The following is a 23,103-nucleotide window of genomic DNA, read 5'->3' as shown; positions in this document are numbered from 1 at the left end:
TACCAGCGTCGTCGAAGGCATCAACAACACCATCAAGGTCATCAAGCGTCGGGCTTACGGGTACCGTGACGATGAATACTTCTTCCTCAAGATCCGCGCCGCCTTCCCCGGTAATCCTCGATGAACCGAAAAAAAGCCCGGTGCGCGATTGCTCGAACGCACCGGGCCCGCCATGCGGCAGCGACTGCCGCGCCAGCTTACTTGCGGTCGAACGAATACCGCCCCGGCCCGGTGAGCGCGAGCAACAGCAGGCCGCCGATGATGCTGACGTTCTTGTAGAAGTTGATCATCGCGACGTACTGATCCATCCCCTGCAGCGCCCAGTAGCGATGCCCGATCAACGCGGTCGCGAGCGTGTACGCCGCGAACAGCAGCGCCAGCGGCCGTGTGTAGAAGCCGACTGCGATCAGCGCGCCGCCGACCAGTTCGACCGCCACCGCGATCACCGCGGACAGCTCGGGAGACGGTGCGCCCGTCGACGCCATGTATGCGACCGTACCGGAGAAACCGGTCAGCTTCTGCCAGCCGAACAACACGAACAGAATCATCATCAACACGCGAGCGGCCAGCAGCAGCTCGTCCTTCTTCGACTCCAGCGACACGTAACGCATAGCAATCACCTTGAATTGACGGTTCGACGCATCCGGCACCGACGGCCGCCGAAACGGCGAACGCATGGATCGGTACCGAACCCTCCTCGCGCGATCGGTGCGGGCGTCCCTGCCCGCTTCCGACGAATCCGTCCGGTGGCGCGATCTCGGCGCTGCGGAGCGGTTCTGGCGAAGCACGGGTGCAGTCTACTGTCTCACCGGGAATCATCAATCCGTCAAAACAAGATTCGCTGTCACCCTCCGGTGGACAATTGTCACGTGACAAACGCAGCGTGTCGGCCGTGTGGGCCGATTGCCGCATCGCTTACCGCGTCACTTACCAGGTCACATCAGGTCGATTGGATAGCTGCTGTCGAGCTTGTCGTGCCACGCGCGCAGCGTTTTCGGCACGGTCTTTTTCCACGCCGGAACGTTCGTGTAGTACCGCATCCGCACGTCGTTGTGGGCGTCGAACACGAGGAGCCCGATCCACAGATCGGTGCCGCGGCGCATCACGATCGCGGCGTTCGTCGTCGCGATGCCGCGCACCCAGTACGACGTCACTTTTGCATTCAGGCCGTCGAGGTCGCGCTCGTCGTCGCGGTTATTGATCGTGTCGACGAGCGTCTGGTAATCCGCGCCGAGCAGCTTGTGCGCGATCGCATCCTGCCGCGCGTCGTCCAGCACCTTCAGCGTGACGAGATCCGCCGGCGGGCTCGCCTGCGCCTGCGACGCGGTCACGTAGTCGCCCGAATACACGACGCCCGCGCCGGCGCCGCAATCAGCGTCGCTGCCCTGCTGCGTCCCGCGCACGCGCGATCCGTGGCGGCTGAAGTCGAGCCGACATCGGTCCTGCCGAAACGTGCCGGCGTCGCCGTGCAGCGCGAGATCGCCGGCCAGATCGCCGGTGTTCGCGCCGTTGTTGCCGCTCAATTCGAAGTGAAGATGCGGCGCCGTGCCGGTAATCGTCAGCACGCCGCCAAGGGACGGGTTGGCGCTGTCGCGATACCAGGTCTGCTGCCAGCGGTCGGGCGCGAGCGGCGCGCCGTTCAGGATCGCAAGGCGCTCGCGATAGCGATCGGCGATGCACGAGGCGTCGCCGCCGCAGCGATCGCGCTGCGCGAGCCATTTCAGTTGGGCGGCCTTCAGCGCGGCCGTATCGCCGCCTTTCGCGCGCGCCTTCTGCCATGCGGTCGCGAGTTGAGTGTCCAGCGCGGACAGGCGTGCGTCCGCGCAGATTGCGTGTTCGGTCGGCGAAGCGGCCTTCGCACAGTCGAAACCGGCCGCATGGGTGGCCATCGGCAGCGCGGTCAGCCATGCGGCCGCCGCGAGCACGTGCGGAATCGCGTGGCGCGACGCGCGGGCGGGAAGCGCTGCGCTCGCGCGCATGCCGGCGTGAGGATTCGATCGGTTCGGAAGGATCATGGCGTTGGATCGTCGCTGGAGCGCGGGACCGCTGAAACGCCGGCCCGCGGAGTTCGGGGAAAGGCGCGCGACACACGATGCGACGTGCGCAACGCGGGCCCCAGCGTAACGCGAACCGGCCGCGCCATCCAGCTGCGCTATGCAGCCGATACCGCGTGTCCGAGCCGCTCGGCGAGAAACCCGATGAACGTGCGCAGCGTCACGAAGCCTTCCCGATGCTGCGGGAACACCGCGTTCAGCGTGAGCGGCGCCGGCGCATACGCATCGAGCACCGGCACCAGCGCGCCGCCGTCGAGCGCGGCGCCGACGATGAACTCCGGCAGCAGCGCGATGCCGAGCCCGGCGGTCGCCGCATCGCGCACGACCTCGCCGTTGTTCGCGACGAGCGGGCCTTGCACGTCGAACGTGCGCGCCACGCCGTCGACCCGGAATTCCCAGCCGACGCGCCGCTCGCGCCCGTACATCAGGCACGTATGGCCGGCCAGCTCCGCGGGCGACGCGGGCGTGCCCTGCCGCTCCAGATAGGCGGGGCTCGCGCACGCGATCATTTTCCATGCGCCCAACGGACGCGCGATCAGCGTCGAATCCTCGAGCGCACCGATCCGCAGCACGAGGTCGAAACCTTCGCCGATCAGGTCGACGCGCCGGTCGGTCAGGTCGAGGTTCAGCCGCACGGCCGGATGCGCGCGCAGGAATTCGGCGATCAGCGGCGACACGTGCGTGATGCCGAACGACAGCGGCGCGCTGATCTTCAGCGACCCGTGCAGTTCGGTGCTGCGCACCGACATCGCCTGCTCGGCGTCGGCGACTTCCGCCAGGATCCGCTGCGCGCGCGCATAGAACTCGTGACCCGACTCCGTCACCGCGAGATTGCGCGTATTGCGATGCAGGAGCCGCACACCGAGCGACGCTTCGAGCGCCATCGTGCGCCGGCTCACGAACTGCTTCGACAACATCAATTGGTCGGCCGCCGCCGTGAAGCTGCCCGCGTCGACCGTCGCGACGAAGATTCTCAGATCGTTGAGTTCCATATTGTCCACTCCAAGGTGACAGTCATTATCTTCACGGCCATTTATTTGTCAATTCGATTGACCTAAGATTCATCTCAACGAACGGCCGGCCCCACTTCCGAGGGCCGGCGACACCAAGGACACGCATCATGATCGAGACTCGTGCAGCAAACCAACGTGGCCGTGCCGAGCATGGCTGGCTCAGCTCCCGTCATACGTTTTCGTTCGCGAATTACTACGATCCGAAGCAAGTCGGCTTCTCCGACCTGCTGGTGATCAACGACGACCGCGTCGCGCCGGGCCGCGGCTTCGGCACCCACCCGCACCGCGACATGGAAATCCTGTCGTACGTGCTCGAAGGCGCGCTGGAGCACAAGGATTCGATGGGCACCGGGTCGGTGATCGTGCCGGGCGACGTGCAGCTGATGAGCGCCGGCACCGGCGTGCGTCACAGCGAGTTCAACCACTCGCCGGAAACGCCCGTGCACTTCCTGCAGATCTGGGTCGGGCCTGCCGAGAAGGGCGCCGAGCCGCGCTATCAGCAGACCAATATCGCGGCAGCGGACAAGCGCGGGAAGCTCACGCCGATCGTGTCGCCCAACGGTGACGCCGGTTCGCTGAAGATCCGGCAGGACACGCGGATCTACGCGGGCCTGTTCGACGGCGACGAGCGCGCGACGCTCGAGCTCGCGCCGGACCGCTATGCGTACGTCCACGTGGCGCGCGGCAGCGTGACGGTCAACGGCGTGACGCTCGGCGAAGGCGACGGCGCGCGCATCCGCGACGAACGGACGCTGACGTTCGCCGACGGTCACGACGCCGAGGTGCTGGTATTCGACCTGCGCCCGGTCGAAGTGACGGCCGACTGGGCATGACGCCCGTTCGGAACACCCGGCCCCGCCGCGCGCGGGGCCTTTTCTAATCGGAGATTCGCAACATGGCCAAGGTACTCGTCCTTTACTACTCGTCCTACGGGCACGTCGAAACGATGGCGCAGCACGTCGCGGAAGGCGCGAAATCGGTGCCCGGCGTCGAGGTCACGCTCAAGCGCGTGCCGGAGACCATTCCCGTCGACCAGGCGAAGGCGATCGGCGTCAAGGTCGACCAGGCCGCGCCGGTGGCTACCATCGACGAACTCGCGAACTACGATGCGATCATCTTCGGCACGCCGACCCGCTTCGGCAACATGGCCGGCCAGATGCGCACGTTCCTCGACCAGACCGGCGGCCTGTGGATGAAGGGCGCGCTGGTGGGCAAGATCGGCAGCGTGTTCGCGTCGACCGGCACGCAGCACGGCGGCCAGGAAACGACGATCACGTCGTTCCACACGACGCTGCTGCACCACGGGATGGTGATCGTCGGCGTGCCGTACGCCTGCAGCGGGCTCGTCGACATGAAGGAAATCACCGGCGGCACGCCGTACGGCGCCACGACGCTCGCCGGCGCGGACGGCAGCCGCCAGCCGAGCGCGAACGAACTGGACATCGCGCGCTATCAGGGCAAGCACGTCGCGCAATTGGCGGCGAAGCTCGCGGCCTAATGCTGGCGGGGGTGCGGCTGCGTGGCTGCATCGCTGCGTGGCTGCCCGCCTGTAGCACGCCGTAGCTCGGAGCTCGGGGTTTGGGCTCGTCGCTTGGCGCTGGTAACTCGTAGCTCGTAGCTCGAGTGTGTAGCTCGCAGCGCGTCACTTGCAGCCCGGAGTGCGGAGCTCTCACCGTATCGCTTGCAACCCGGAGGCCGGAGTACGTAGCTCGCAGCGCGTCACCTGCAGCCCGGCGCCCAGAGGGTGCAACTCGCAGTGTGCCGCTTGCAGCCCGGAGTGCGGAGCTAGTAGCTCGCAGCTCACCGGTCATAGCCCCCGCCCGGCGCGCGTACCGCGTCGCTCGGTAGCCGGTGCCGGTAGCGCCATAGCCCGTAGCCGCGCGCCTCCGTACGCGCCGCCCAAGCCGCATACGCAGCGCATACAATCGGGATAGGGGCGGCCAGTTGATCTGGCCGATCCCCTCCCACACCACCCGGCATGCGGGTCCGCACCGGGCGGTTCGAGCAGTTGAGGTTACGAGAGCCGAGGCACCCCAAGTCGGTCGAAGTAGGCAACAGGCATCGCTCGGTTCAGCAACAGGCGGCTGTTGTGCCACCAGCTCCGGCTGTTCGCGGCCACCTTGCGAGCGTCCGCCTCCGAGGCACCCAATGCCAACAATTCCCGATACATCGTCGTGCCACGGCGCCAGTGCTGGAGCTGCATCGCGCGCAACCTGTGCCGGATCCACTTGTCGAGTTCGCGGAACACCTTGGGCGTCTGCGCCAACTGGAAGTACGCCTTCCAACCCGGCATGTACGCCCTCAGACGCTCCGCTACCTCTGGCAAGTTTCTCCCGCCCGAGCGGCGGGTCAGTTCCCGGATGCGTTGCTTGAAGGTCTCCAGGGCCTTTCGGGCCACCGCACATTTGATCCGGCCGCCCGCGCCGCGCCACAGTCTGTAGCCCAGGAACTTGCGACCGGTCGCCGGTGCGACCGCCGTCTTCGCCTCGTTGACCTTCAGGTGGAGCCGATCGTAGAGCTTGCGCAGTCCTTCCAGCACCCGTTCGCCCGACCGGCCACTGCGCACGTACACGTTGCAGTCGTCGGCATAGCGCACGAACCTGTGTCCGCGCCTCTCCAGTTCCCGGTCCACCTCGTCCAGCAGCACATTGGCCAGCAGCGGCGAGAGCGGCCCGCCTTGCGGCGTGCCCTCGTATCGCTCACTGACCACTCCGCCATCCATGATCCCGGCCACAAGGTAGAGACGAATCAACCGCAGCACAGCCTTGTCGTCGATCCGCCTCGATAGCCGCTCCATCAGGATGTCGTGATTGACCCGATCGAAGAACTTCTCCAGATCCACATCGACCACCATCCGGTAGCCGTCCTGTACGTGTCGTTGTGCCATCAGCACCGCGTCGCGCGCTCGACGCCCCGGCCGGAAGCCGTAGCTGTGTTCGGAGAAGGTCGGATCAATGATGGGCTGCAGAACTTGCAGCAGGGCTTGCTGGATCAACCGATCCGCGACCGTTGGAATCCCCAGTTCACGCATCCCGCCATCCGGCTTCGGAATCTGGACTCGCCGCACCGGCCATGGCCGATAGCTGCCGTCCAGTAATGCTTCCCGAATCCCGGGCCAGTGCGTCTTGAGGTGTTCCGCCGTCTCGGCAATCGACTTCCCATCCACCCCGGCACTGCCACGATTGGCTTTGACGCGTTTCCACGCCATCACCAGATTCGCTCTCGCGAGCGCCTGCGATAGCAGACTGTCTCGCCCCAAGCCTCCAGTTTCGTATCGCGCCGTCCGTGCTTCATCACGCCTCGCTTCAGGCTCGGCTTCACCTCGCCATCCCGCGTTGCGCGCTACCTGCGTAGCCTTCTGATGCCCTGCACGTCCGAACGACACGTCCTTCGGCCCTCCTGCTCGTTCGGCCCTTTGCCCCCATACCAGCGGCTACTACGGCCTCTGCTGACTTCTCGCTCCGGCTCAGCACCGTCGCCCTTTCAGGCACAAGGCGAGATCTCCCCAGGTAAGAACGCACTCCTTCATCGCACAACCGCTGCATTTACGCCGCCTCGTCTTGATCACGAGAGCTTCGCGGTCTCTTGCCCGCTCGCCCTGCTCGGCAGTGCCTTCTATGCAGTTATTGTCCATCGGCTCGCGATTTACGCTCCACGCTTCCTCCCCACACTCGGTCGCCCTCATGCAGTTGCGCTTCACTTCATTTGCCGTGATCAGCTTATGGCGGGACTTGCACCCGCAGGAGTGCGCCCATGCTGGGCGCACAAAACCAACGGCGCCGGTTTCACCGGCGCCGTCTCCTTACCTCGCTCCCCGCCCGTTACTGCCCCGATGCCGGCGCGGCCGGCACGCTCTTCGTCGCGGGCGCCTTCTCCACCGCGTTCTGCGGGTAATTGCTCTGATCGTTGGTCAGCCGGTAGCCGCTGCCCGTTCCGATCGCCTTCAGGTCCTTCGCGTGGCGCGCGCGCGCCGCCTTGCGGGCGGCCTTCTTCTGCGCCTTGTCGAGCTGCTTCTGGGTCGGCGCGGATGCCGAAGCCTGCAGCGGCGCCGACGCCGCATCCTGTGCATATGCGGCCGGCGCGGCGGTCAGCAACAGACCGAACGACGCCGTGATTGCCGCTGCCACCGAAACCACGCGAGACTTCGTCATGGCCGGAACTCCTTGTCGATTGTTGGTTGTGGGTCGAACGCCCGCGTGCGATGCCGGCGCCGATGCAACGTTAGCCGATCGCCGGAAAAATGTCCGTGCCAGTTTCTGAATTCTCCTGATAACGGCCGCGATACGTCGGCGGCCCGCACATTGTCCATGCCGGCCCGAGGCGCTTGCCGCCGCGCCGCCGATTCGCAGCGCGTCGCACGACACGCCGCATCGCGGCCTGGCCGCCGTGCGCGCAAACCTCGCGAAAGCCGCAGCCGGCGAGCCGCCGCCGCCCAGCCTCAAATCCACCGCGACAACACCGGCAGCAGGATCGGCACGATGAACGCGGTGAGCACGCCGTTCAGCCCCATGCCGAGTCCCGCGAACGCGCCGGTTTCCTCGCCAATCTGAAACGCGCGCGCGGTGCCGATCCCGTGCGACGCGACGCCCAGCGCGAAGCCGCGCACGGCCGGCTCGTCGATGCGCAGCACGTTCAGGATCGCGCGCGCGCACACCGCACCGAAGATGCCGGTCGAAATCACCAGCACGGCGGTGAGCGACGGAATTCCGCCGATCTGCTGCGCGACGGCCATCGCGATCGGCGTGGTCGCGGATTTCGGCGCGAGCGACGCAATCGTCTGATGCGACGCGCCGAACAACGCCGCAACGCCCACCGCGGAAACGATCGCGGTCAACGAGCCGGCCAGCAGCCCGACGAGCAGCGGCAGCGCGGCGCGCCGCAGCTTCGACCACTGGCGATACAGCGGCAGCGCGAGCGCGACGGTCGCCGGGCCGAGCAGGAAATGGACGAACTGCGCGCCCTCGAAATACGTCGGATACGGCGTATGCGTGACGGTCAGCAGCCCGACGATCAGCGCGACGGCGATCAGCACCGGATTCGCGAGCGGGTTGAAGCGCGAGCGCGCATAGACGGCCTGCGCGATCAGGTAGGCGATCAGCGTGATGGTGAGGCCGAGCAGCGGCGTGGCGGCGAGATAGACCCAGATCGCGCCGAGTTTCGGGAAGGCCGTCATCGTGCCTCCCCCGCCGTGCTGGACGCGGGCCGCTGGCGCCGCAGCAACGCGCGCGTGACGAGCGCCGTGACGGCGATCGCGAGCGTCGTGCTCACCGCGAGCGCGACGACGACCGCGAGCGCATCGCCGCGCACGCGGGAAGCCGACACCATGATGCCGACGCCGGCCGGCACGAACAGCAGCGACAGATGGCGCAGCAGTTCGAACGCGGTCGGCTCGATCGCGTCGGCCACCTGCGGGCGCAGCATCACGAAGCCGAACAGCAGCAGCATGCCGATCACCGGGCCGGGCACCGGTATGCCGAACAGATAGGACACGCCTTCCCCGAGGCACTGGAAGGTCAACAAGACCGCGAACGCCTGCAGCATCAAACACTTCTCCCGAACGTGGCCGCGCCGGCGTGCCGCCGCGCGCGCGATGGGCCGGCCGCACCCGGCGCCGGCATGAACGATACGCGCGATCGTACCAACAATGAATGCGCCGCGCCCGCGCGCGGGGCCGTCACGCTGCCGGTTCGGTCCGCTTCGCGATGCCGCGCCTCGCCGCACGCGTCCCGCCCACGCAAAAAAGCGGCGGGCCGAAGCCCGCCGCTGCGCCGATCGGCTTAGGCGTGTTCACGCCGGCGCGAATGCCGCTCGCCGCGTTACTTCAGCCGCGCCGCGATTTCGTTGCCCATCGCCTTCATCGCGGCCTTCGTCGGCGCGTCGTTGGCGAGCGCGTTGAGCAGGCCGAAATCGTGGATCGTGCCGTCGTAACGCGTGGTCGTGGCGTCGACGCCCGCTGCGTCGAGCTTGCGGCCGTACGCTTCGCCTTCGTCACGCAGCACGTCGAACTGCGCGACCTGGATCAGCGCCGGCGGCAAGCCCTTCAGCTGCGCGACGCTCGCGCGCAGCGGCGACGCGTAGATCTCGTCGCGTTGCGCTTCGTTCTTCGTGTAGGCGTTCCAGAACCACTTCATCAACGGCCGCGTCAGGAAGTGTCCCTGCGCGTATGCGCCGTACGAGCCGGTGTTGAAGTCGTGATCCGTGACCGGCCACAACAGCCCCTGGAAACGGATCGCCGGGCCGCCCTTGTCCTTCGCCATCAGCGCGACGACCGCCGCCATGTTCCCGCCGACGCTGTTGCCGACCACCGCGAGACGGCTGCCGTCGACGCCGATCTCCGCACCGTGCGCCGCGACCCATTTCGTCGCCGCATACGCCTGGTTGATCGCGACCGGGTAATGCGCTTCCGGCGACGGCGTGTAGTTGACGAACACCGCGACGGCGCCCGATTGCACGACGAGATCGCGCACGAGGCGCTCGTGGGTCGGGAAGTCGCCGAGAATCCAGCCGCCCCCGTGGAAGAACATGAACACCGGCGGCGTGCCGCTCACCTGTTGCGGCCGCACGATCGTGATCGGCACCGACAGCCCGTCCTGCTCGATCGTGCGATTCGACACGTCGATGCCGGACAGATCGACCTTCACGCCGCTCTGCGCATCGACCAGCACCTGACGCGCCTTCTCGGGGCTCAGTGTCTCGAGGCCCGGCCCCTTCTGGCCGTTCAGCTCGGCGAGGAACGCGCTCGTCGCGGTGTCGGGGCGAACGGCTTGCGCGGATGCCGCGGTGGCGGCCGATGCGCCGGACCACGTGGCTGCGACGACGGCGGCGATCAACAGCGGCTTGACGATCTTCATGATGAAACTCCCTGGCTCAATCGGTATGCAACGGATGGACGGTGGACTGCGTGGTAGCGGAATCGGGCGCGATCAGACGAGCGTCAGCGTGACGTCGATGTTGCCGCGCGTCGCGTTCGAGTACGGGCAGACGATGTGCGCGCGATCGATCAACGTTTGTGCGGTTTCGCGGTCGAGGCCCGGCAGCGAGATCTTCAGTTCGACCTCGATGCCGAAGCCGTTCGGGATCGCGCCGATCCCGACGCTGCCCTCGATCGCGGCATCCGCGGGGATCGCGATCTTGTCGCGCGCCGCGACGAACTTCATCGCGCCGATGAAGCACGCGCTGTAGCCGGCCGCGAACAGCTGCTCGGGGTTCGCGCCCGCGCCGCCCGCACCGCCGAGCTCGCGCGGCGTGGTCAGCTTCAGGTCGAGGCCGCTTTCCGGCACGGTCGCACGGCCGTCGCGGCCGCCGGTGGCTTTTGCATGAGCGCGGTAGAGAACTTTTTCGATCGACATGACAGACTCCTTTTCAACGATGAGTGAGTGAACCAACTTGCAAACCGGAGCCGCGCGCCGGCGGTGTCGCCGTCGGCATCGCGTTTGTTTATCTACTCATAGATAGATAAACCAGCCCAAAAAGTGCGGATGTTTCATTCATCCGCTTCAAAAACTATCTACTACAAGATAGACAACCAGCCACAACAAAAAGCGGTGCAAACATGCCCGGCGCTCAAGCCCGGACCTTCCACACCGCCTCCACATCTTCGAGGCGCGCCCGCGTATGAAACAGCCGGCTGGCCAGCACGCTGCCCTGAAACGCCGCGAACAGCGTGCGCGCCGCCGATTCCGGCTTGCCGCTGAACTGCAGCGTGCCTTCGGCCGCGCCCTGGGTCAGCAGCTCGGCGAGCCACTTTTCGTTCGCCTTGAAGAACGCCTGCACCGCTTGCCGCACGTTGTCCGGCAACGATTCGATATCGGCCGCCAGCATGCCGCAGAGGCAGATCCGGTCGCCGTCGCCGAGCGTGCGCCCGAACAGCTTCGTGTACAGGCTCAGCTTCACGTCGGCAGGCAGTGCCGGATCGATCGTCCGGATCGCCGCGAGCACGTCGTCGCTGTAGGCCGCTACCGCTTCCAGCACGAGGTCGTCCTTCGACGGGAAGTAGTAGTGGATGCTCGACGTCTTCACGCCCACCAGATCCGACAGGTCTCGATAGCTGAAGCCGTTGTAACCACGCAGCATAATCAGCGTGATCGCATGATCGAGAATCTGTTCGCGGACGGTCGGTTTCGTTTCCATGGATCGAACTTTATCTACTCATAGATAGAGAGTCAAGCACTTTTTTACGGGTGCGGCGGCGGTGCGGCGCTTCGCTTCCTTACGACCGGCCTGCAGCGTCGGCGAATCGGTGCGACACTCGCTGCCGGACGACGCGGTCGCAACGTATGACGCTCGATCGACGTCGGATCGCGTGGCCGAATCACCGGAGGAAAAAGATCGATGTTTTCGTGGTTTGAACGACGCCTGCCCACCTTCCCGCTCGACGATCCCGTCACGCCGCCGAAGGGATTCTTCTCGTTCGTCTGGGCGTGCACGAAAGGCGCGCGCGGCTGGCTTCTGCTGATCGCGCTCACGTCGGCCGCGCTCGCCGGCTACGAGGCCGCGTTGTTCGCGATGATGGGGCGCGTGGTCGACTGGCTGTCGTCGGCGACGCCGGCCAACTTCGGCGGCCGCCACTTCGGCACGCTCGTCGGGTTCGCGGCGATCCTCGCGGCCAGCGCGCTGCTGATTGCGCTGCATACGCTCGTCAAGCACCAGGTGCTGGCGATCAACTTCCCGATGCGGCTGCGCTGGCTGTTTCACCGGCTGATGCTCGACCAGAGCCTGTCGTTCTATGCGAACGAGTTCGCCGGCCGCGTGACGACCAAGATCATGCAGACCGCGCTCGCGGTGCGCGATGCGCTGTTCATGTCGGTCGACGTCGTGATCGGGGTCGCGGCTTACCTGATCGGCATCCTCGCGCTCGCGGCCAGCTTCGACTGGCGGCTGATGATCCCGCTCGCGCTGTGGGCGCTCGGCTACGGCGCCGCCTGCGCGTTCTTCGTGCCGCGGCTCGGGCGCGTCGGCAGCGAGCAGGCCGACGCGCGCGCGCTGATGACGGGCCGCATCACCGACGCCTATTCGAACATCACGACCGTGAAGCTGTTCTCGCACACGCGCCGCGAAGCCGATCACGCGCGGCACGCGATGGAGGCGTTCAAGGCGACGGGCGACGCGCAGATGCGTCTCGTCAGCGCGTTCGAGATCGTCAACCATCTGTTGTCGACGCTGCTGCTGGTCGGCTCGACCGGCCTCGCGCTGTATCTGTGGCTGCACGGCGAGGCGAGCGCGGGCGTGGTCGCGGCCGTGGTCGCGATGGCGCTGCGCCTGTCGAGCTATTCGCACTGGATCATGTGGGAGATGACCGAGCTGTTCGAGAACGTCGGCACGATCCAGGACGGCATCAACACGCTGACGAAGGTGCGCAGCGTGCGCGACGCGCCGGACGCGACGGCGCTCACCGTGCCGCGCGGCGAAATCGTGTTCGACAACGTGCGCTTCGCCCACGAAGAACACGACACGCCGGTGTTCGACGGGCTGAACCTGACGATCCGGCCGGGCGAGCGGATCGGTCTGATCGGTCGTTCGGGGGCCGGCAAGTCGACGCTGGTGAACCTGCTGCTGCGCTTCTACGACGTCGACGGCGGCTCGATCCGGATCGACGGGCAGGACATCGCGCACGTGACGCAGGACAGCCTGCGCGCGGCGATCGGGATGGTGACGCAGGATACGTCGCTGCTGCATCGGACGATGCGCGAGAACATTCTGTATGGGCGGCCCGACGCGACCGAGCGCGAGATGCGCGAAGCGGCCGTGCGTGCGGAGGCGGCCGACTTCATCGCGCAGCTGCGCGACCGGCACGGGCGCAGCGGCTACGACGTCGAGGTCGGCGAGCGCGGCGTGAAGTTGTCCGGCGGCCAGCGGCAGCGCGTCGCGATCGCGCGCGTGATGCTCAAGGACGCGCCGATCCTCGTGCTCGACGAAGCGACCAGCGCGCTCGACTCGGAAGTCGAGGTCGCGATCCAGCGCAGCCTCGACAGCCTGATGAGCGGCAAGACGGTGATCGCGATCGCGCACCGGCTGTCGACGATCGCGGCGATGGATCGGCTGATCGTGCTCGATGCGGGGCGCATCGTCGAGGTCGGCACGCACGCCGAGCTGCTGCAGCGCGGCGGCATCTATGCGGCGCTGTGGGCGCATCAGAGTGGCGGTTTTCTCGGCGAGACGGCGGACGCGCAACGCGAGACGCAGTAATGCGCAGGCGGCGGCGCGGTGGGTGCCGCGTCGCCGCAGCACGCCACCGTGCGCCGTGCTATCGACGACGCAACGCGCAATAAACGCCCGCGGCGCTCGCGCCGAACACCAGATGCGCAACCAGCGTGATCGCGCCGCGCACCTGCGCGAACCACGGAAACACCGCGGTAAACGCGTACAGGTTGACGCCGTAGAGAACGAGCCCGAACACGGTGCCTGCGCACAGTGCGGCGCCGCGCGACAGATTGCGCACCAGCGCCGCGAGCATGGCTGCGTACGCGAGCGACAGCGCGGCGTGTACCAGCGTCGCCACGCCCATGATAGTCGGATCGAAACCCGCGGACGATCGAAGCGCCGTGCGCCCCAACGCGATCGCCGCCGTCAGCCGCGCGTCGCGCAGCAGGTTGCGCAGGGCATCATCGCCGACAAGCGACCAGAGCAGCAGTTCGATCACGGTCGAAGCAAGCGCCGCCGCGCATGCCGCGTACAGGATCGGGACGGGTCGGAGCCGGTTCACGTGGGTCGCCTGCCATGTATGACGGCTTGCCGCGCGATCCGCGCCGCCGCCGTGCGTGTACATGCGCGTGCGCGGACTACAGAGGACGATCGCAATCGGTCCAGTACGCGAACGGATCGCGATGGCGCGGATAGTGCGAGTCGAGCCATTTCAACAACGTCGCACGTGCGTTGTCGAGATCGGCCTTAGACGACGACGTCGTCAACTCGTGCAGTTCGACGGACTTTTCCCGGTCCATCACGTAGCAGTTCCAGTCGGGGCCGTCGAGATCCGGATCGTCGGAGGCCTTCGACGCCTTGCGCCAGCCCACGCCCTTGCGCGCATCGATGTAGTAGCGTGGATGCACTTTCAGGTAAGACATCTCGCCGCCCTGCAGGCTGCTTTCCGCACGCAGCACGTCGCGTTCGTCGACGATCTGCGTGACTTCGGGCAGCCGGCGCGCGCGCCAGCCGACCGGCAGCGTCGCCGTTGCGCGCACCGCGTCGTACGCGCCCCACGTGAGCCCCCACGCTTGCGCCATGCGCTGCATGAACGCATCCGCGCCCGGATAGCCGCGCAGCTGGATGCGCGTCGACAGCGTGACTTCGACGCGGCCGTCCGCGCCGGTGGCGTCGTCGGCTGCTTCGAACGGGTTGCCCGGGCGCGACGCGCTCGGGCGCGCGTCCGCGGGCGCCAAGCCCGAAAACAGCTGGTCCAGCGCAGCACGCGCCTTCGACGACTTGTCTGGTCTATTCATTACTCGTTCCCTTTACATTCGAGCGGCTCGAACCGCTCGATTTCCGTATTTTCGTCCATCTGTCGAATCTCGCGCTTTTTCCGCGGTCGCATTGTCGGCGATCGGCCGGCCGCGGTCGAGCGGCAACGACGCCGACGCACGCGCGGCTGGCCTATCCGAGCGCCGCGCGCATCCGCTCCATCAGCGCCAGCACTTCGGGGCGCGCCTCGCCCTTTGCATGCACGAAGTGATAGCTGAGCGGCGACTCGACCTCGTGCCTGCTCACGCGCACGAGCGCGCTGCGCTCGAGATACGCGCTAGCAAGCGGCGTGCGCGCCAGCGCCACGCCGAGCCCCGCTTCGGCCGCCGCCAGCACGAGGTTGTAATCCTCGAAGCGGCGGTCCTGCGCGCGCGGCTTGAACGCGATGCCGAGCGCGGCGAACCACGTGCGCCAGCCGGTGACGTCCGAATCGTGCAGCAGCGGCATCTCGAGCAGCGCCGCGTCGCCGCCGCGGCGGCGCAGCGTGGCGAGCTGCGCGGCGAGCCGCGGGTGCGCGACCGGATGCAGCTTCTCCGGCATGAACTCGCGCGTTTCCAGATGACGCCAGTTGCCGCGCCCGTAGCGAATCGACAGATCCGCTTCGCCCGCTGCGATGTCGACGTTGCGCAGCTCGATGCCGAGCTCGATGCGCAACGCCGGCGCCTCGCTCTCGAGCGCCTGCTGCCGCTCGAACAGCCAGAGCTGCGCGAAGGCGGGCACCACGCTCATCCTGACGAGCCGCGGCGCGCGCGGCAAGCGCCACTGATCGGCCGCGCCGTCGATGATCGCGAACGCCTGCTCGATCCGGCCGACGAAGCGCTGGCCGTCCGGCGTCATGCGCACGCCGCGCGCATGACGTTCGAACAACGTCATGCCGAGCCAGTTCTCGACCGCAGCCACGCGGCGGCTGATCGCGCCGTGCGTGACGCCGGACACCTCGGCCGCCGCCAGAAACGAGCCGTGACGCGCGACCGTGCAGACGGTCTCGAGGCTCGCGAGCGGCGGTCGCGAGCCCGGCTGCGGCAGCGCACCCGGCTGCGAGTGCGCCGGACGGTCGCCACGGCGGCGCGCCGAGCTGTGAGCCATATTCATATCCGGATGTCGATCTGTGCGCTAGCTTAACATCTCGCGACGCTGCACCATGGCCGCATGAACACGCTCTCCTCCTCTCCCCCCTCTTCGGCACGCGACGCGCGACAGCGGCTCGTCGCGGCCGGCGCGGTGGCGTTCACGATCGTCTCGTGGGCCAGCGCGTTCCCGTTCATCCGCATCGGCCTGCACGGGCTGACGCCGCTGCAGCTCGCCGCCGCGCGCTTCGCCACCGCGGCCGTGCTCGCGCTCGCATGGCTCGCGTGGCGGCGGCCGCCGAAGCCGAGCCGCGGCGACGCATTGCGCTTTCTCGCATGCGGCCTGCTCGGCATCGCGCTCTACAACGCGCTGCTCAACACCGGCGAGCAAACCGTCTCGGCCGGCGCGGCCAGCTTCATCGTCAACACGCTGCCGATCTTCACGGCACTGCTTGCCGCGGTGTTTCTGCATGAACGCTTCAATCGCTGGGGCTGGCTCGGCTCGCTGGTCAGCCTCGCCGGCATCGCGGTGATCGCGCATGGTCAGCCAGGCGGCCTCGTGCTCGGCTCCGGCAGCACGCTGATCCTCGGCGCGGCGCTGTGTTCGGCCAGCTATTTCGTGTTGCAGCGGCGGCTGATCCCCGTGTACGGCGCGCTGCCATGCACCGCGTACACGCTGCTGGCCGGCGCGGTACTGCTTGCGCCATGGTTGCCCGGCGCGCTGGCGGCGCTCGGCGACGGTGCGTCGCACGAGACGGTGTCGGCCGTCCTCGTGCTCGGCATCTTCCCGGCGGCGCTCGGCTATGCGGCGTGGTCGTTCGCACTCGGCCATTTCGGCGCGGCGCGCGCGTCCAGCTTCCTGTATCTGACGCCGGCGGTCGCGACGGCGATGTCGATGATGCTCACCGGCGAACGGCCCGGCATCGGCACCGTGGGCGGCGGCCTGCTGGCGATCGTGGGTGTCGTCGTCGTCGCATTGCGCGGACGCGCGTAGCCGCGCGGCGACGTCGCACGCGGAGGCCGCGTCGAGTGAGCGGATCACCGCACGCTCCGGAGCCGGCTACGATTGCTGCAAAACCGACGAGCGACTCGGCAAGCAAGCGAAGCGCGCGTCGATTCGCCGGCGCCAGCGGGCTCGACCGTTAGTTGCATCGAATCGGAGGAGGCGTTGCCGCGCCGATGAATCGAAGTGTGCAGACGAATCGACCGAACAGTTGCTGACTGATTGCATCGCACTGTCCATGGCTTCGGAATCCGGCCCGTCGAATAATCAGGGCCATTGACGGCGCGACACGCGCACGCGCCGATCGCGCGACGGCCGTGCGGCCGCATCACATTTGCGCAAGCTCGGACAATTCGCCGAGACGGGCGCAAGCGCGTTCAGATATATTCAGACGAATTGTGTGTCGTCCGATGAAGTCGCATGCGCCGCGGTGGCACCACGGCGTACTCGACGATCGGCGACAGGCAAGCCGAACCCATCGCGGGTCGCGGAGACTCGCCCGGCTCGCCGGCCGCCTCACAAGGGCGTGCGCGATCGAACGGGCGGCAACAGCACTATCAATCAACGGAGATGGCAGATGGAACGAAGCACCGTCGGCATGCGCTGCAAACCCCTGGTCACCGTCGCACTGGCAGCCGCCGCATTCGCGGCCGCCTCGAGCGCGATGGCCGACCAGGTCGTGAAGATCGGCAGCGTCGAACCGACAACGGGCGGCATTTCGCACCTGGGCAAGGACAACGAGAACGGCGCGCGTCTCGCCGTCGAAGAGATCAATGCGAAGGGCCTGACGATCGGCGGCAAGAAGATCACGCTGCAGCTCGACGCGCAGGATGACGCGGCCGACCCGCGTCAGGCGACGCAGGTTGCGCAGAAGCTGGTCGACGACAAGGTCGTCGCCGTCATCGGCCACCTGAACTCGGGCACGTCGATCCCGGCGTCGAAGATCTACAGCGATGCGGGCATCGTGCAGATCTCGCCGTCGGCCACCAACCCGACCTACACGCAACAGGGCTTCAAGACCACCTATCGCGTGGTCGCGACCGACGCGCAGCAAGGCCCCGCGCTCGCGAGCTACGCGCAGTCGAAGGGCGTGAAGAGCGTCGCGGTGATCGACGATTCGACCGCGTACGGCCAGGGCCTCGCGAACGAATTCGAGAAGAAGGCCAAGGCGCTCGGCCTGAAGGTGCTGTCGCACGACGCGACCAACGACAAGGCCGTCGACTTCCGCGCGATCCTGACGAAGGTGAAGGGCGAGAACCCGGACGCGATCATGTACGGCGGCATGGATGCCACCGGCGGCCCGCTCGCGAAGCAGGCGAAGCAGCTCGGCCTGCGCGCGAAGATCCTGTCCGGCGACGGCGTGTGCACCGACTCGCTGGCGCAGCTGGCCGGCCCGGCGGCCGACAACGTGCTGTGCTCGCAGGCCGGCGCGGCGCTCGAGAAGATGCCGGGCGGCGCGGCGTTCGTCGCGAAGTACGAGAAGCGCTTCAACCAGGGCATCAAGTTCGATGCGCCGTTCGCATACGACGCGGTGTATATCGCCGTCGACGCGATGAAGCGCGCGAACTCGACCGATCCGGCCAAGATCGTCGCCGCGATGCCGTCGACGAAGTATGAAGGCGTGATCGGCACGACGACGTTCGACGCGAAGGGCGACCTGACGCACGGGATCATCTCGATCTACGGCTACAAGGCCGGCAAGAAGACCTTCCTCGATCAGGTGAAGATGTAATTCCCCGCGATGCCGGCGCGACGGGAACGCCACCCGTCGCGCCGGTGCCGCGCGGGCCGGTTCAGGCTTTGCGGAGATGAAGTGACATGTGTGCAATGGCGTATGCGGAATTTCAGCAGGAGTTGAAGAAGGCGCAGCTGACGGCGCGCGAATTCGCGCGGCTGATCCGGATGAACGAAAGCTCCATCACGAACTATTCGAGCAAGGGCACCGTCCCTTCGCACCTCGCGGTCATCGCGACCCTCATCGGCGCGCTCGCGGCGCACGAGATCGATTTCCGGCACGTGATCGGCAAGACGGCGATCGAGCCGAAGCGGCCGCGCGGCGGCGGGGTGTTTCCCGCCGGCGACAAACCGCGCGCGCGGAGGACCGTCAAGGTCGGCTCCTGATGCATCGAATTCACCGGTAGCGGCGTCCTCGTCCGCGCCCATGGAGCGGCCGATCGAACCCGTCAGTCGGCGGCGCCTGCGACGCCGTCCGCCCGTCAGTCTGCCGCTCGCACCTGATCGAGCAACGCCTGCAACGGATGCCGCAGTTGCTTCGACGACATGCGCTTCACCTGGCTGCGGCACGAGTACCCGGTCGCCAGCGCCTCGCCTCGTTCCGCGGAACCATCTACGTGCGCCGCCCACGATTGCGCATAGATCGCCTTCGACGTCGCGAGATTGCGCGCCTCGTGCCCATAGGTGCCCGACATCCCGCAGCAGCCGGCCGCCTCGACCGTCAGGCGCATACCGCGCCGCGCGAATAGCTGCGCCCATTGCCTGCCGCTGTCCGGTGCGTTGGTCCGCTCGGTGCAGTGCGGCAGCAGCCGAAACGCGGCGCCCGACGCGCGGCCCGCGCGGGCTTCCGGCAACGCATCGAGCAGCCACTCCTGCGGCAGCGCGACCTGCGGCACGTCGACGAGCCCGGTCACCTTCAGGTATTCCTGCCGATACGTGAGCGTCATCGCCGGATCGAGGCCGACCAGCGCGACGCCCGAGCGTGCAAGCGCGGCGAGCTGCGTCGCGTTGCGGATCGCCGCCCGCTCGAACGCGCGCAGAAAGCCCTGCACGTGCAGCGCCTTGCCGTTCGGCGCGAGCGGCGCGAGCCATACCTGGAAACCGATGCGCGCGGCCAGTTCGATCAGCGTCGCCAACTGCTCGGTGTCGAAGTAACGCGTGAACGTGTCCTGCACGATGACCACACTGCGCGCGCGCTGCGCGTCGGTCAGCGCGGCGAGCGCGTGCGGATCGGCCGGCCGCACGCGCCATTGCCGCAGCGCGGCCGCGAGATCGAAGCGGCTCAGCAGCGGGCTGTCGACCATGCCGACCTGACGCTCGAGCAGCGTGCGCACCCACCCGGCCGCCATCATCCGGTTGTACAGCGCGGGCACGCGTGCGAGCCACGGCATCGTGAATTCGAGCGAGCCGATCAGATAGTCGCGCAGCGGCCGCTGATAGCGCTGGTGATACAGCTCCAGAAAGCGCGAGCGGAACTCGGGCACGTTGACCTTGACCGGGCACTGCCCCGCACACGACTTGCACGCGAGGCAGCCGGCCATCGCGTCGTACACCTCGTGCGAGAAGTCCGCTGCGCCGTTGCGCGCGGCGCGGCTGTTGCGCCAGCGCGTGACGATGCCCGTCGCCCACGGCTGCCGCACACGCGCCGCCGCGACGACGTCGACGCCCGCCTGTCCTTGCAGGCGCAACCATTCGCGCATCAGCGAGGCGCGCCCCTTCGGCGACTGCACGCGCTCGCGCGTCGCCTTCCACGACGGACACATCGCGTCGTCCGGGTCGAAGTTGTAGCACGCACCGTTGCCGTTGCAGTGCATCGCGGTGCCGTAGCTGCGCCACACGCGCTCGTCGATCTGCCGGTCGTGGTCGCCGCGCGTCGGCACCTCGTCGATCTTCAGCAGCCGCAGCGTGCGCAGCGGCGGCGTCGCGATCTTGCCGGGATTCAGCTGGTTGTGCGGATCGAACGCGGCCTTCAGCTGCTGCAGCGACGGATACAGCTCGCCGAAGAACGCCGGCGCGTATTCCGACCGCACGCCCTTGCCGTGCTCGCCCCATAAAAGGCCACCATGCCGCTGCGTGAGCGCGGCCACCGCGTCCGACACCGGCCGCACCAGCGCCGCCTGCTTCGGGTCCTTCATGTCGAGCGCGGGGCGCACGTGCAGCACGCCGGCGTCGACGTGGCCGAACATCCCGTATTGCAGCCCGTGAGCATCGAGCAGCGCGCGGAATTCGGCGATGTATTCGGCGAGGTTCTCGGGCGGCACCGCGGTGTCCTCGACGAACGGCTGCGGGCGCGCCTCGCCCTGCACGTTGCCGAGCAGCCCGACCGCGCGCTTGCGCATCGCGTACACGCGCTTGACCGCGTCAGCGCCGCTCGCGAGCGTATGGCCGAAGCGCTCGACGCTCGTATCGGTGCGCAAATGCTCGACGAACGCATGCACGCGCGCATCGACGTCATGGGCGTCGTCGCCGCTGAATTCGATCAGGTTGATGCCGAGCGTCGGACGCCCGTCGTCCTGCGGGAAATACTCGGCCACGCTGCTCCAGACGAAATCCTTCATCGCGAGCATCAGCACCTTCGAGTCGACCGTTTCGATCGACAGCGGCCGATGGGCGAGCAGCGCTCGCGCATCGCGCAGCGCGTCCATGAAGCCGCCATAGCGCACGTTGACCAGCACCGAGTACTTCGGGATCGGCAGCACGTTCAGCTTCGCTTCGACGACGAAGCCGAGCGAGCCTTCGGCGCCGCACAGCACGCTGTTGAGATTGAAGCGGCCGTCGGCTTCGCGCAGGTGCGCGAGGTCGTAGCCGGTCAGGCAGCGATTGAGCTTGGGGAATTTCGCATCGATCAGCGCCGCCTGTTCGTCGCGGATGCGGCGCGCGGTGCGATACACGTCGCCGACGCGGTCCTGCCGCGCGCAGCGGCGTTCGAGTTCGGCTTCGTCGACGGCGTCGCTGCATAGTTGCTCGCCGCCGAGCAGCACGAAGTCGAGCGCGAGCACGTGGTCGCGCGTCTTGCCGTAGGTGCAGCTGCCCTGCCCGCTTGCGTCGGTGTTGATCATCCCGCCGATCGTCGCGCGATTCGACGTCGACAGCTCCGGCGCGAAAAACAGCCCGTGCGGCTTCAGCGCGGCATTGAGCTGATCCTTGACGACGCCGGCCTGCACGCGCACCCAGCGCTCGTCGGCGTTGATTTCGAGAATCCGGTTCAGGTTGCGCGACAGGTCGACGATCACGCCGTCGGTCAGCGACTGCCCGTTGGTGCCGGTGCCGCCGCCGCGCGCCGCCACCGCGACGCCGCGATGCTCGGGCTGCGCGAGCACGCGCGCGAGCAGCCGCACGTCGTCCGCATGCGCGGGGCTAATGACCGCTTGCGGCAGGCGCTGATAGATCGAGTTGTCGGTGGCCTGCACGGTGCGGTTCGCGTGGTCGGCGCGGATTTCGCCGGCGAAACCGCCAGCCTGCAGCGCGGCGAGGAAGTCGCGGTAACGGGCCTCGAGCGGGCTGACGGGACGGGACAACGAAGCGATCGGCATGGAATGGCAGCGCAAAGTGATGGGAGCCGTTGCGCGGCCTCGATTAAAACCATGAGTTTTGAGCAAGTTTCCACGCGCGCGGGAAATCCAGTATCTTGCGGAACGGTCCGACGAACAAACGAATTCTGCCCCATCAACGCTTGCATAAAACTCATGAATTATCGCCGCCTGACCCCGTCGATGTCGCTCTTGCTGGTGTTCGAAGCCGCCGCACGGCACGAGAGCTACACGCGTGCCGCCGACGAGCTGTCGCTGAGCCAGAGCGCGATCAGCCGGCAGGTGCAGACGCTCGAGGCTCAACTCGGCGTCGCGCTGTTCCGGCGCGAGGGCCGCTCCGTGAAGCTGACCGAGGTCGGGCGGCGCTACTTCGCCGAAGTGAGCGGCGCGCTCGGGCGCATCCGCGGCGCGACGCTGCAGGCGATGTCGCATCAGGCCGGCGCCGGCACGCTGCGGCTCGCGACGTTGCCGACCTTCGGTTCGAAATGGTTGCTGCCGCATCTGCACGGCTTCTACGCCGCGCATCCGGGCGTGACGGTGCATCTGCATTCGCGGATCGGCGCGATCGACTTTCACACCGACGACGTCGATGCGGCCATCACGGTCGGCACCGGCGACTGGCCGGGCCTGCACGCGCACCGGCTGTCCAACGAATTCCTGATCGCGATCGCCAGCCCGGCCGCTGCCGGGCAGCGCAACGCCAAGGCGCGGGCGCCCGCCTGGGCGGCCGGCCAGACGCTGCTGGGCGTGACCAGCAATCAGCACGCGTGGGCCGAGTGGTTCGCGCATTTCGGCCTCGATCATCGCGACATGCGGGTCGGGCCGAGCTTCGAGCTGACGTCGCACCTGATCCAGGCCGTGCGGGCCGGCATCGGCATCGGCCTGGTGCCGAAGGTGCTCGTCGAAGACGAACTGACCCGCCACGAGCTCGTGCCGATCGGCGACGCGATCACGAGCCGGCGCAGCTACTATCTCGTGTATCCGCCGGAAAACGAAACGCTGCCGTCGCTGGCCGCGTTTCGCGAATGGCTGCTGAAAGCGTGCTGACAAATCGTGCCGACGACGACACGCTCGCTCGGCGCGAGCCGCCATGCGGGCGTCGGCCTGCGCATGCGACCGATGCGTCGAGGCCCCCTGAGCGACGCCATTTTCGTTACATTCGTGCTACGAATGCTCGGATGCTACGTCACGCGGCGGGCGGCGCTTCATTGCCGCCGCCCACCGCGTACGATCAACCGCCCGCAG

22 protein-coding genes are annotated in these 23,103 nt (G+C 67.5%); 8 read left to right on the top strand and 14 right to left on the bottom strand.

Annotated elements, in window-relative coordinates; all coding sequences use genetic code 11:
* Positions 1–124, top strand: a 124-nt coding sequence (locus C3Y15_RS22590) for a transposase (RefSeq protein WP_148091201.1), incomplete at its 5' end; no start/stop codon positions are given.
* Between the two features lie 73 nt (positions 125–197).
* Here C3Y15_RS22590 and C3Y15_RS22585 read toward each other — a convergent pair.
* From C3Y15_RS22585 to C3Y15_RS22575, 3 genes are all read right to left on the bottom strand, one after another.
* The gene (locus C3Y15_RS22585) at positions 198–611 is read right to left on the bottom strand and encodes a DoxX family protein (RefSeq protein WP_011880646.1); all 414 of its coding nucleotides are present in this window, start codon (positions 609–611) and stop codon (positions 198–200) included.
* 324 nt (positions 612–935) lie between these two features.
* Positions 936–2,015: a lysozyme inhibitor LprI family protein gene (locus C3Y15_RS22580; protein WP_243860264.1), complete on the bottom strand. Its 1,080-nt coding sequence runs from the start codon at positions 2,013–2,015 to the stop codon at positions 936–938.
* A 137-nt stretch (positions 2,016–2,152) separates the two neighbouring features.
* The gene (locus C3Y15_RS22575; RefSeq protein WP_011880648.1) at positions 2,153–3,046 is read right to left on the bottom strand and encodes a LysR family transcriptional regulator; all 894 of its coding nucleotides are present in this window, start codon (positions 3,044–3,046) and stop codon (positions 2,153–2,155) included.
* Positions 3,047–3,174: 128 nt separating this feature from the next.
* Between C3Y15_RS22575 and C3Y15_RS22570 the strand changes: the two genes are divergently transcribed.
* Positions 3,175–3,900: a pirin family protein gene (locus tag C3Y15_RS22570; RefSeq protein WP_011880649.1), complete on the top strand. Its 726-nt coding sequence runs from the start codon at positions 3,175–3,177 to the stop codon at positions 3,898–3,900.
* A 62-nt stretch (positions 3,901–3,962) separates the two neighbouring features.
* The gene (wrbA, locus tag C3Y15_RS22565) at positions 3,963–4,565 is read left to right on the top strand and encodes an NAD(P)H:quinone oxidoreductase (RefSeq protein ID WP_124260227.1); all 603 of its coding nucleotides are present in this window, start codon (positions 3,963–3,965) and stop codon (positions 4,563–4,565) included.
* Positions 4,566–5,081: 516 nt separating this feature from the next.
* Here the strand turns inward: wrbA and ltrA are convergent.
* The 7 genes from ltrA to C3Y15_RS22525 all read right to left on the bottom strand — a co-directional run bounded on the left by ltrA (position 5,082) and on the right by C3Y15_RS22525 (position 11,197).
* Entirely contained in the window at positions 5,082–6,326 is a 1,245-nt protein-coding gene (ltrA, locus tag C3Y15_RS22560) for a group II intron reverse transcriptase/maturase (RefSeq protein ID WP_243860262.1), read from the bottom strand.
* Positions 6,327–6,888: 562 nt separating this feature from the next.
* A complete protein-coding gene (locus tag C3Y15_RS22550) occupies positions 6,889–7,218 on the bottom strand; it encodes a hypothetical protein (protein ID WP_011880653.1) in 330 nt (109 codons plus the stop codon).
* Positions 7,219–7,505: 287 nt separating this feature from the next.
* Positions 7,506–8,240 (bottom strand): LrgB family protein, encoded by a 735-nt coding sequence (locus C3Y15_RS22545; protein ID WP_011880654.1) that lies wholly within the window; start codon positions 8,238–8,240, stop codon positions 7,506–7,508.
* The gene (locus C3Y15_RS22540; RefSeq protein WP_059559797.1) at positions 8,237–8,608 is read right to left on the bottom strand and encodes a CidA/LrgA family protein; all 372 of its coding nucleotides are present in this window, start codon (positions 8,606–8,608) and stop codon (positions 8,237–8,239) included. The genes C3Y15_RS22545 and C3Y15_RS22540 overlap by 4 nt, the downstream gene beginning before the upstream one ends.
* A 275-nt stretch (positions 8,609–8,883) precedes the next feature.
* A complete protein-coding gene (locus C3Y15_RS22535) occupies positions 8,884–9,918 on the bottom strand; it encodes an alpha/beta hydrolase (protein WP_124260224.1) in 1,035 nt (344 codons plus the stop codon).
* A gap of 72 nt (positions 9,919–9,990) precedes the next feature.
* On the bottom strand, positions 9,991–10,416 hold the full coding sequence (locus C3Y15_RS22530; protein ID WP_011880657.1) for an organic hydroperoxide resistance protein: 426 nt from the start codon (positions 10,414–10,416) through the stop codon (positions 9,991–9,993).
* 214 nt (positions 10,417–10,630) lie between these two features.
* The gene (locus tag C3Y15_RS22525) at positions 10,631–11,197 is read right to left on the bottom strand and encodes a TetR/AcrR family transcriptional regulator (RefSeq protein WP_124260223.1); all 567 of its coding nucleotides are present in this window, start codon (positions 11,195–11,197) and stop codon (positions 10,631–10,633) included.
* 201 nt (positions 11,198–11,398) lie between these two features.
* On the opposite strand from C3Y15_RS22525, the gene C3Y15_RS22520 reads away from it, so the two are divergent.
* Entirely contained in the window at positions 11,399–13,252 is a 1,854-nt protein-coding gene (locus tag C3Y15_RS22520; RefSeq protein WP_059559800.1) for an ABC transporter ATP-binding protein, read from the top strand.
* 58 nt (positions 13,253–13,310) lie between these two features.
* Here the strand turns inward: C3Y15_RS22520 and C3Y15_RS22515 are convergent, their stop codons facing one another.
* The 3 genes from C3Y15_RS22515 to C3Y15_RS22505 all read right to left on the bottom strand — a co-directional run bounded on the left by C3Y15_RS22515 (position 13,311) and on the right by C3Y15_RS22505 (position 15,616).
* Positions 13,311–13,769, bottom strand: coding sequence for a hypothetical protein (locus tag C3Y15_RS22515; protein ID WP_059475845.1), 459 nt, complete (start codon positions 13,767–13,769; stop codon positions 13,311–13,313).
* A gap of 76 nt (positions 13,770–13,845) precedes the next feature.
* Entirely contained in the window at positions 13,846–14,505 is a 660-nt protein-coding gene (locus C3Y15_RS22510) for a hypothetical protein (RefSeq protein WP_011880661.1), read from the bottom strand.
* 151 nt (positions 14,506–14,656) lie between these two features.
* The gene (locus tag C3Y15_RS22505) at positions 14,657–15,616 is read right to left on the bottom strand and encodes a LysR substrate-binding domain-containing protein (protein ID WP_041494418.1); all 960 of its coding nucleotides are present in this window, start codon (positions 15,614–15,616) and stop codon (positions 14,657–14,659) included.
* A gap of 57 nt (positions 15,617–15,673) precedes the next feature.
* Here C3Y15_RS22505 and C3Y15_RS22500 point away from each other — a divergent pair, with 57 nt between their 5' ends.
* The 3 genes from C3Y15_RS22500 (at position 15,674) to C3Y15_RS22490 (ending at position 18,715) form a co-directional block, all read left to right on the top strand.
* Positions 15,674–16,585: a DMT family transporter gene (locus tag C3Y15_RS22500; protein WP_034194413.1), complete on the top strand. Its 912-nt coding sequence runs from the start codon at positions 15,674–15,676 to the stop codon at positions 16,583–16,585.
* Between the two features lie 586 nt (positions 16,586–17,171).
* On the top strand, positions 17,172–18,326 hold the full coding sequence (locus tag C3Y15_RS22495; RefSeq protein ID WP_011880662.1) for a branched-chain amino acid ABC transporter substrate-binding protein: 1,155 nt from the start codon (positions 17,172–17,174) through the stop codon (positions 18,324–18,326).
* An 86-nt stretch (positions 18,327–18,412) separates the two neighbouring features.
* The gene (locus C3Y15_RS22490; RefSeq protein ID WP_014726284.1) at positions 18,413–18,715 is read left to right on the top strand and encodes a hypothetical protein; all 303 of its coding nucleotides are present in this window, start codon (positions 18,413–18,415) and stop codon (positions 18,713–18,715) included.
* A gap of 95 nt (positions 18,716–18,810) precedes the next feature.
* Here the strand turns inward: C3Y15_RS22490 and C3Y15_RS22485 are convergent, their stop codons facing one another.
* A complete protein-coding gene (locus C3Y15_RS22485; protein WP_124260222.1) occupies positions 18,811–21,861 on the bottom strand; it encodes an FAD-binding and (Fe-S)-binding domain-containing protein in 3,051 nt (1,016 codons plus the stop codon).
* Positions 21,862–22,014: 153 nt separating this feature from the next.
* On the opposite strand from C3Y15_RS22485, the gene C3Y15_RS22480 reads away from it, so the two are divergent.
* Positions 22,015–22,905, top strand: a complete 891-nt coding sequence (locus C3Y15_RS22480; RefSeq protein ID WP_034194411.1) for a LysR substrate-binding domain-containing protein — start codon at positions 22,015–22,017, stop codon at positions 22,903–22,905.
* Positions 22,906–23,103 lie beyond the last annotated feature (198 nt).

This window comes from Burkholderia sp. B10 (assembly GCF_004368385.1).
Lineage (GTDB): Bacteria > Pseudomonadota > Gammaproteobacteria > Burkholderiales > Burkholderiaceae > Burkholderia > Burkholderia vietnamiensis.
This window is presented reverse-complemented; position numbering and strand designations above follow the sequence as displayed.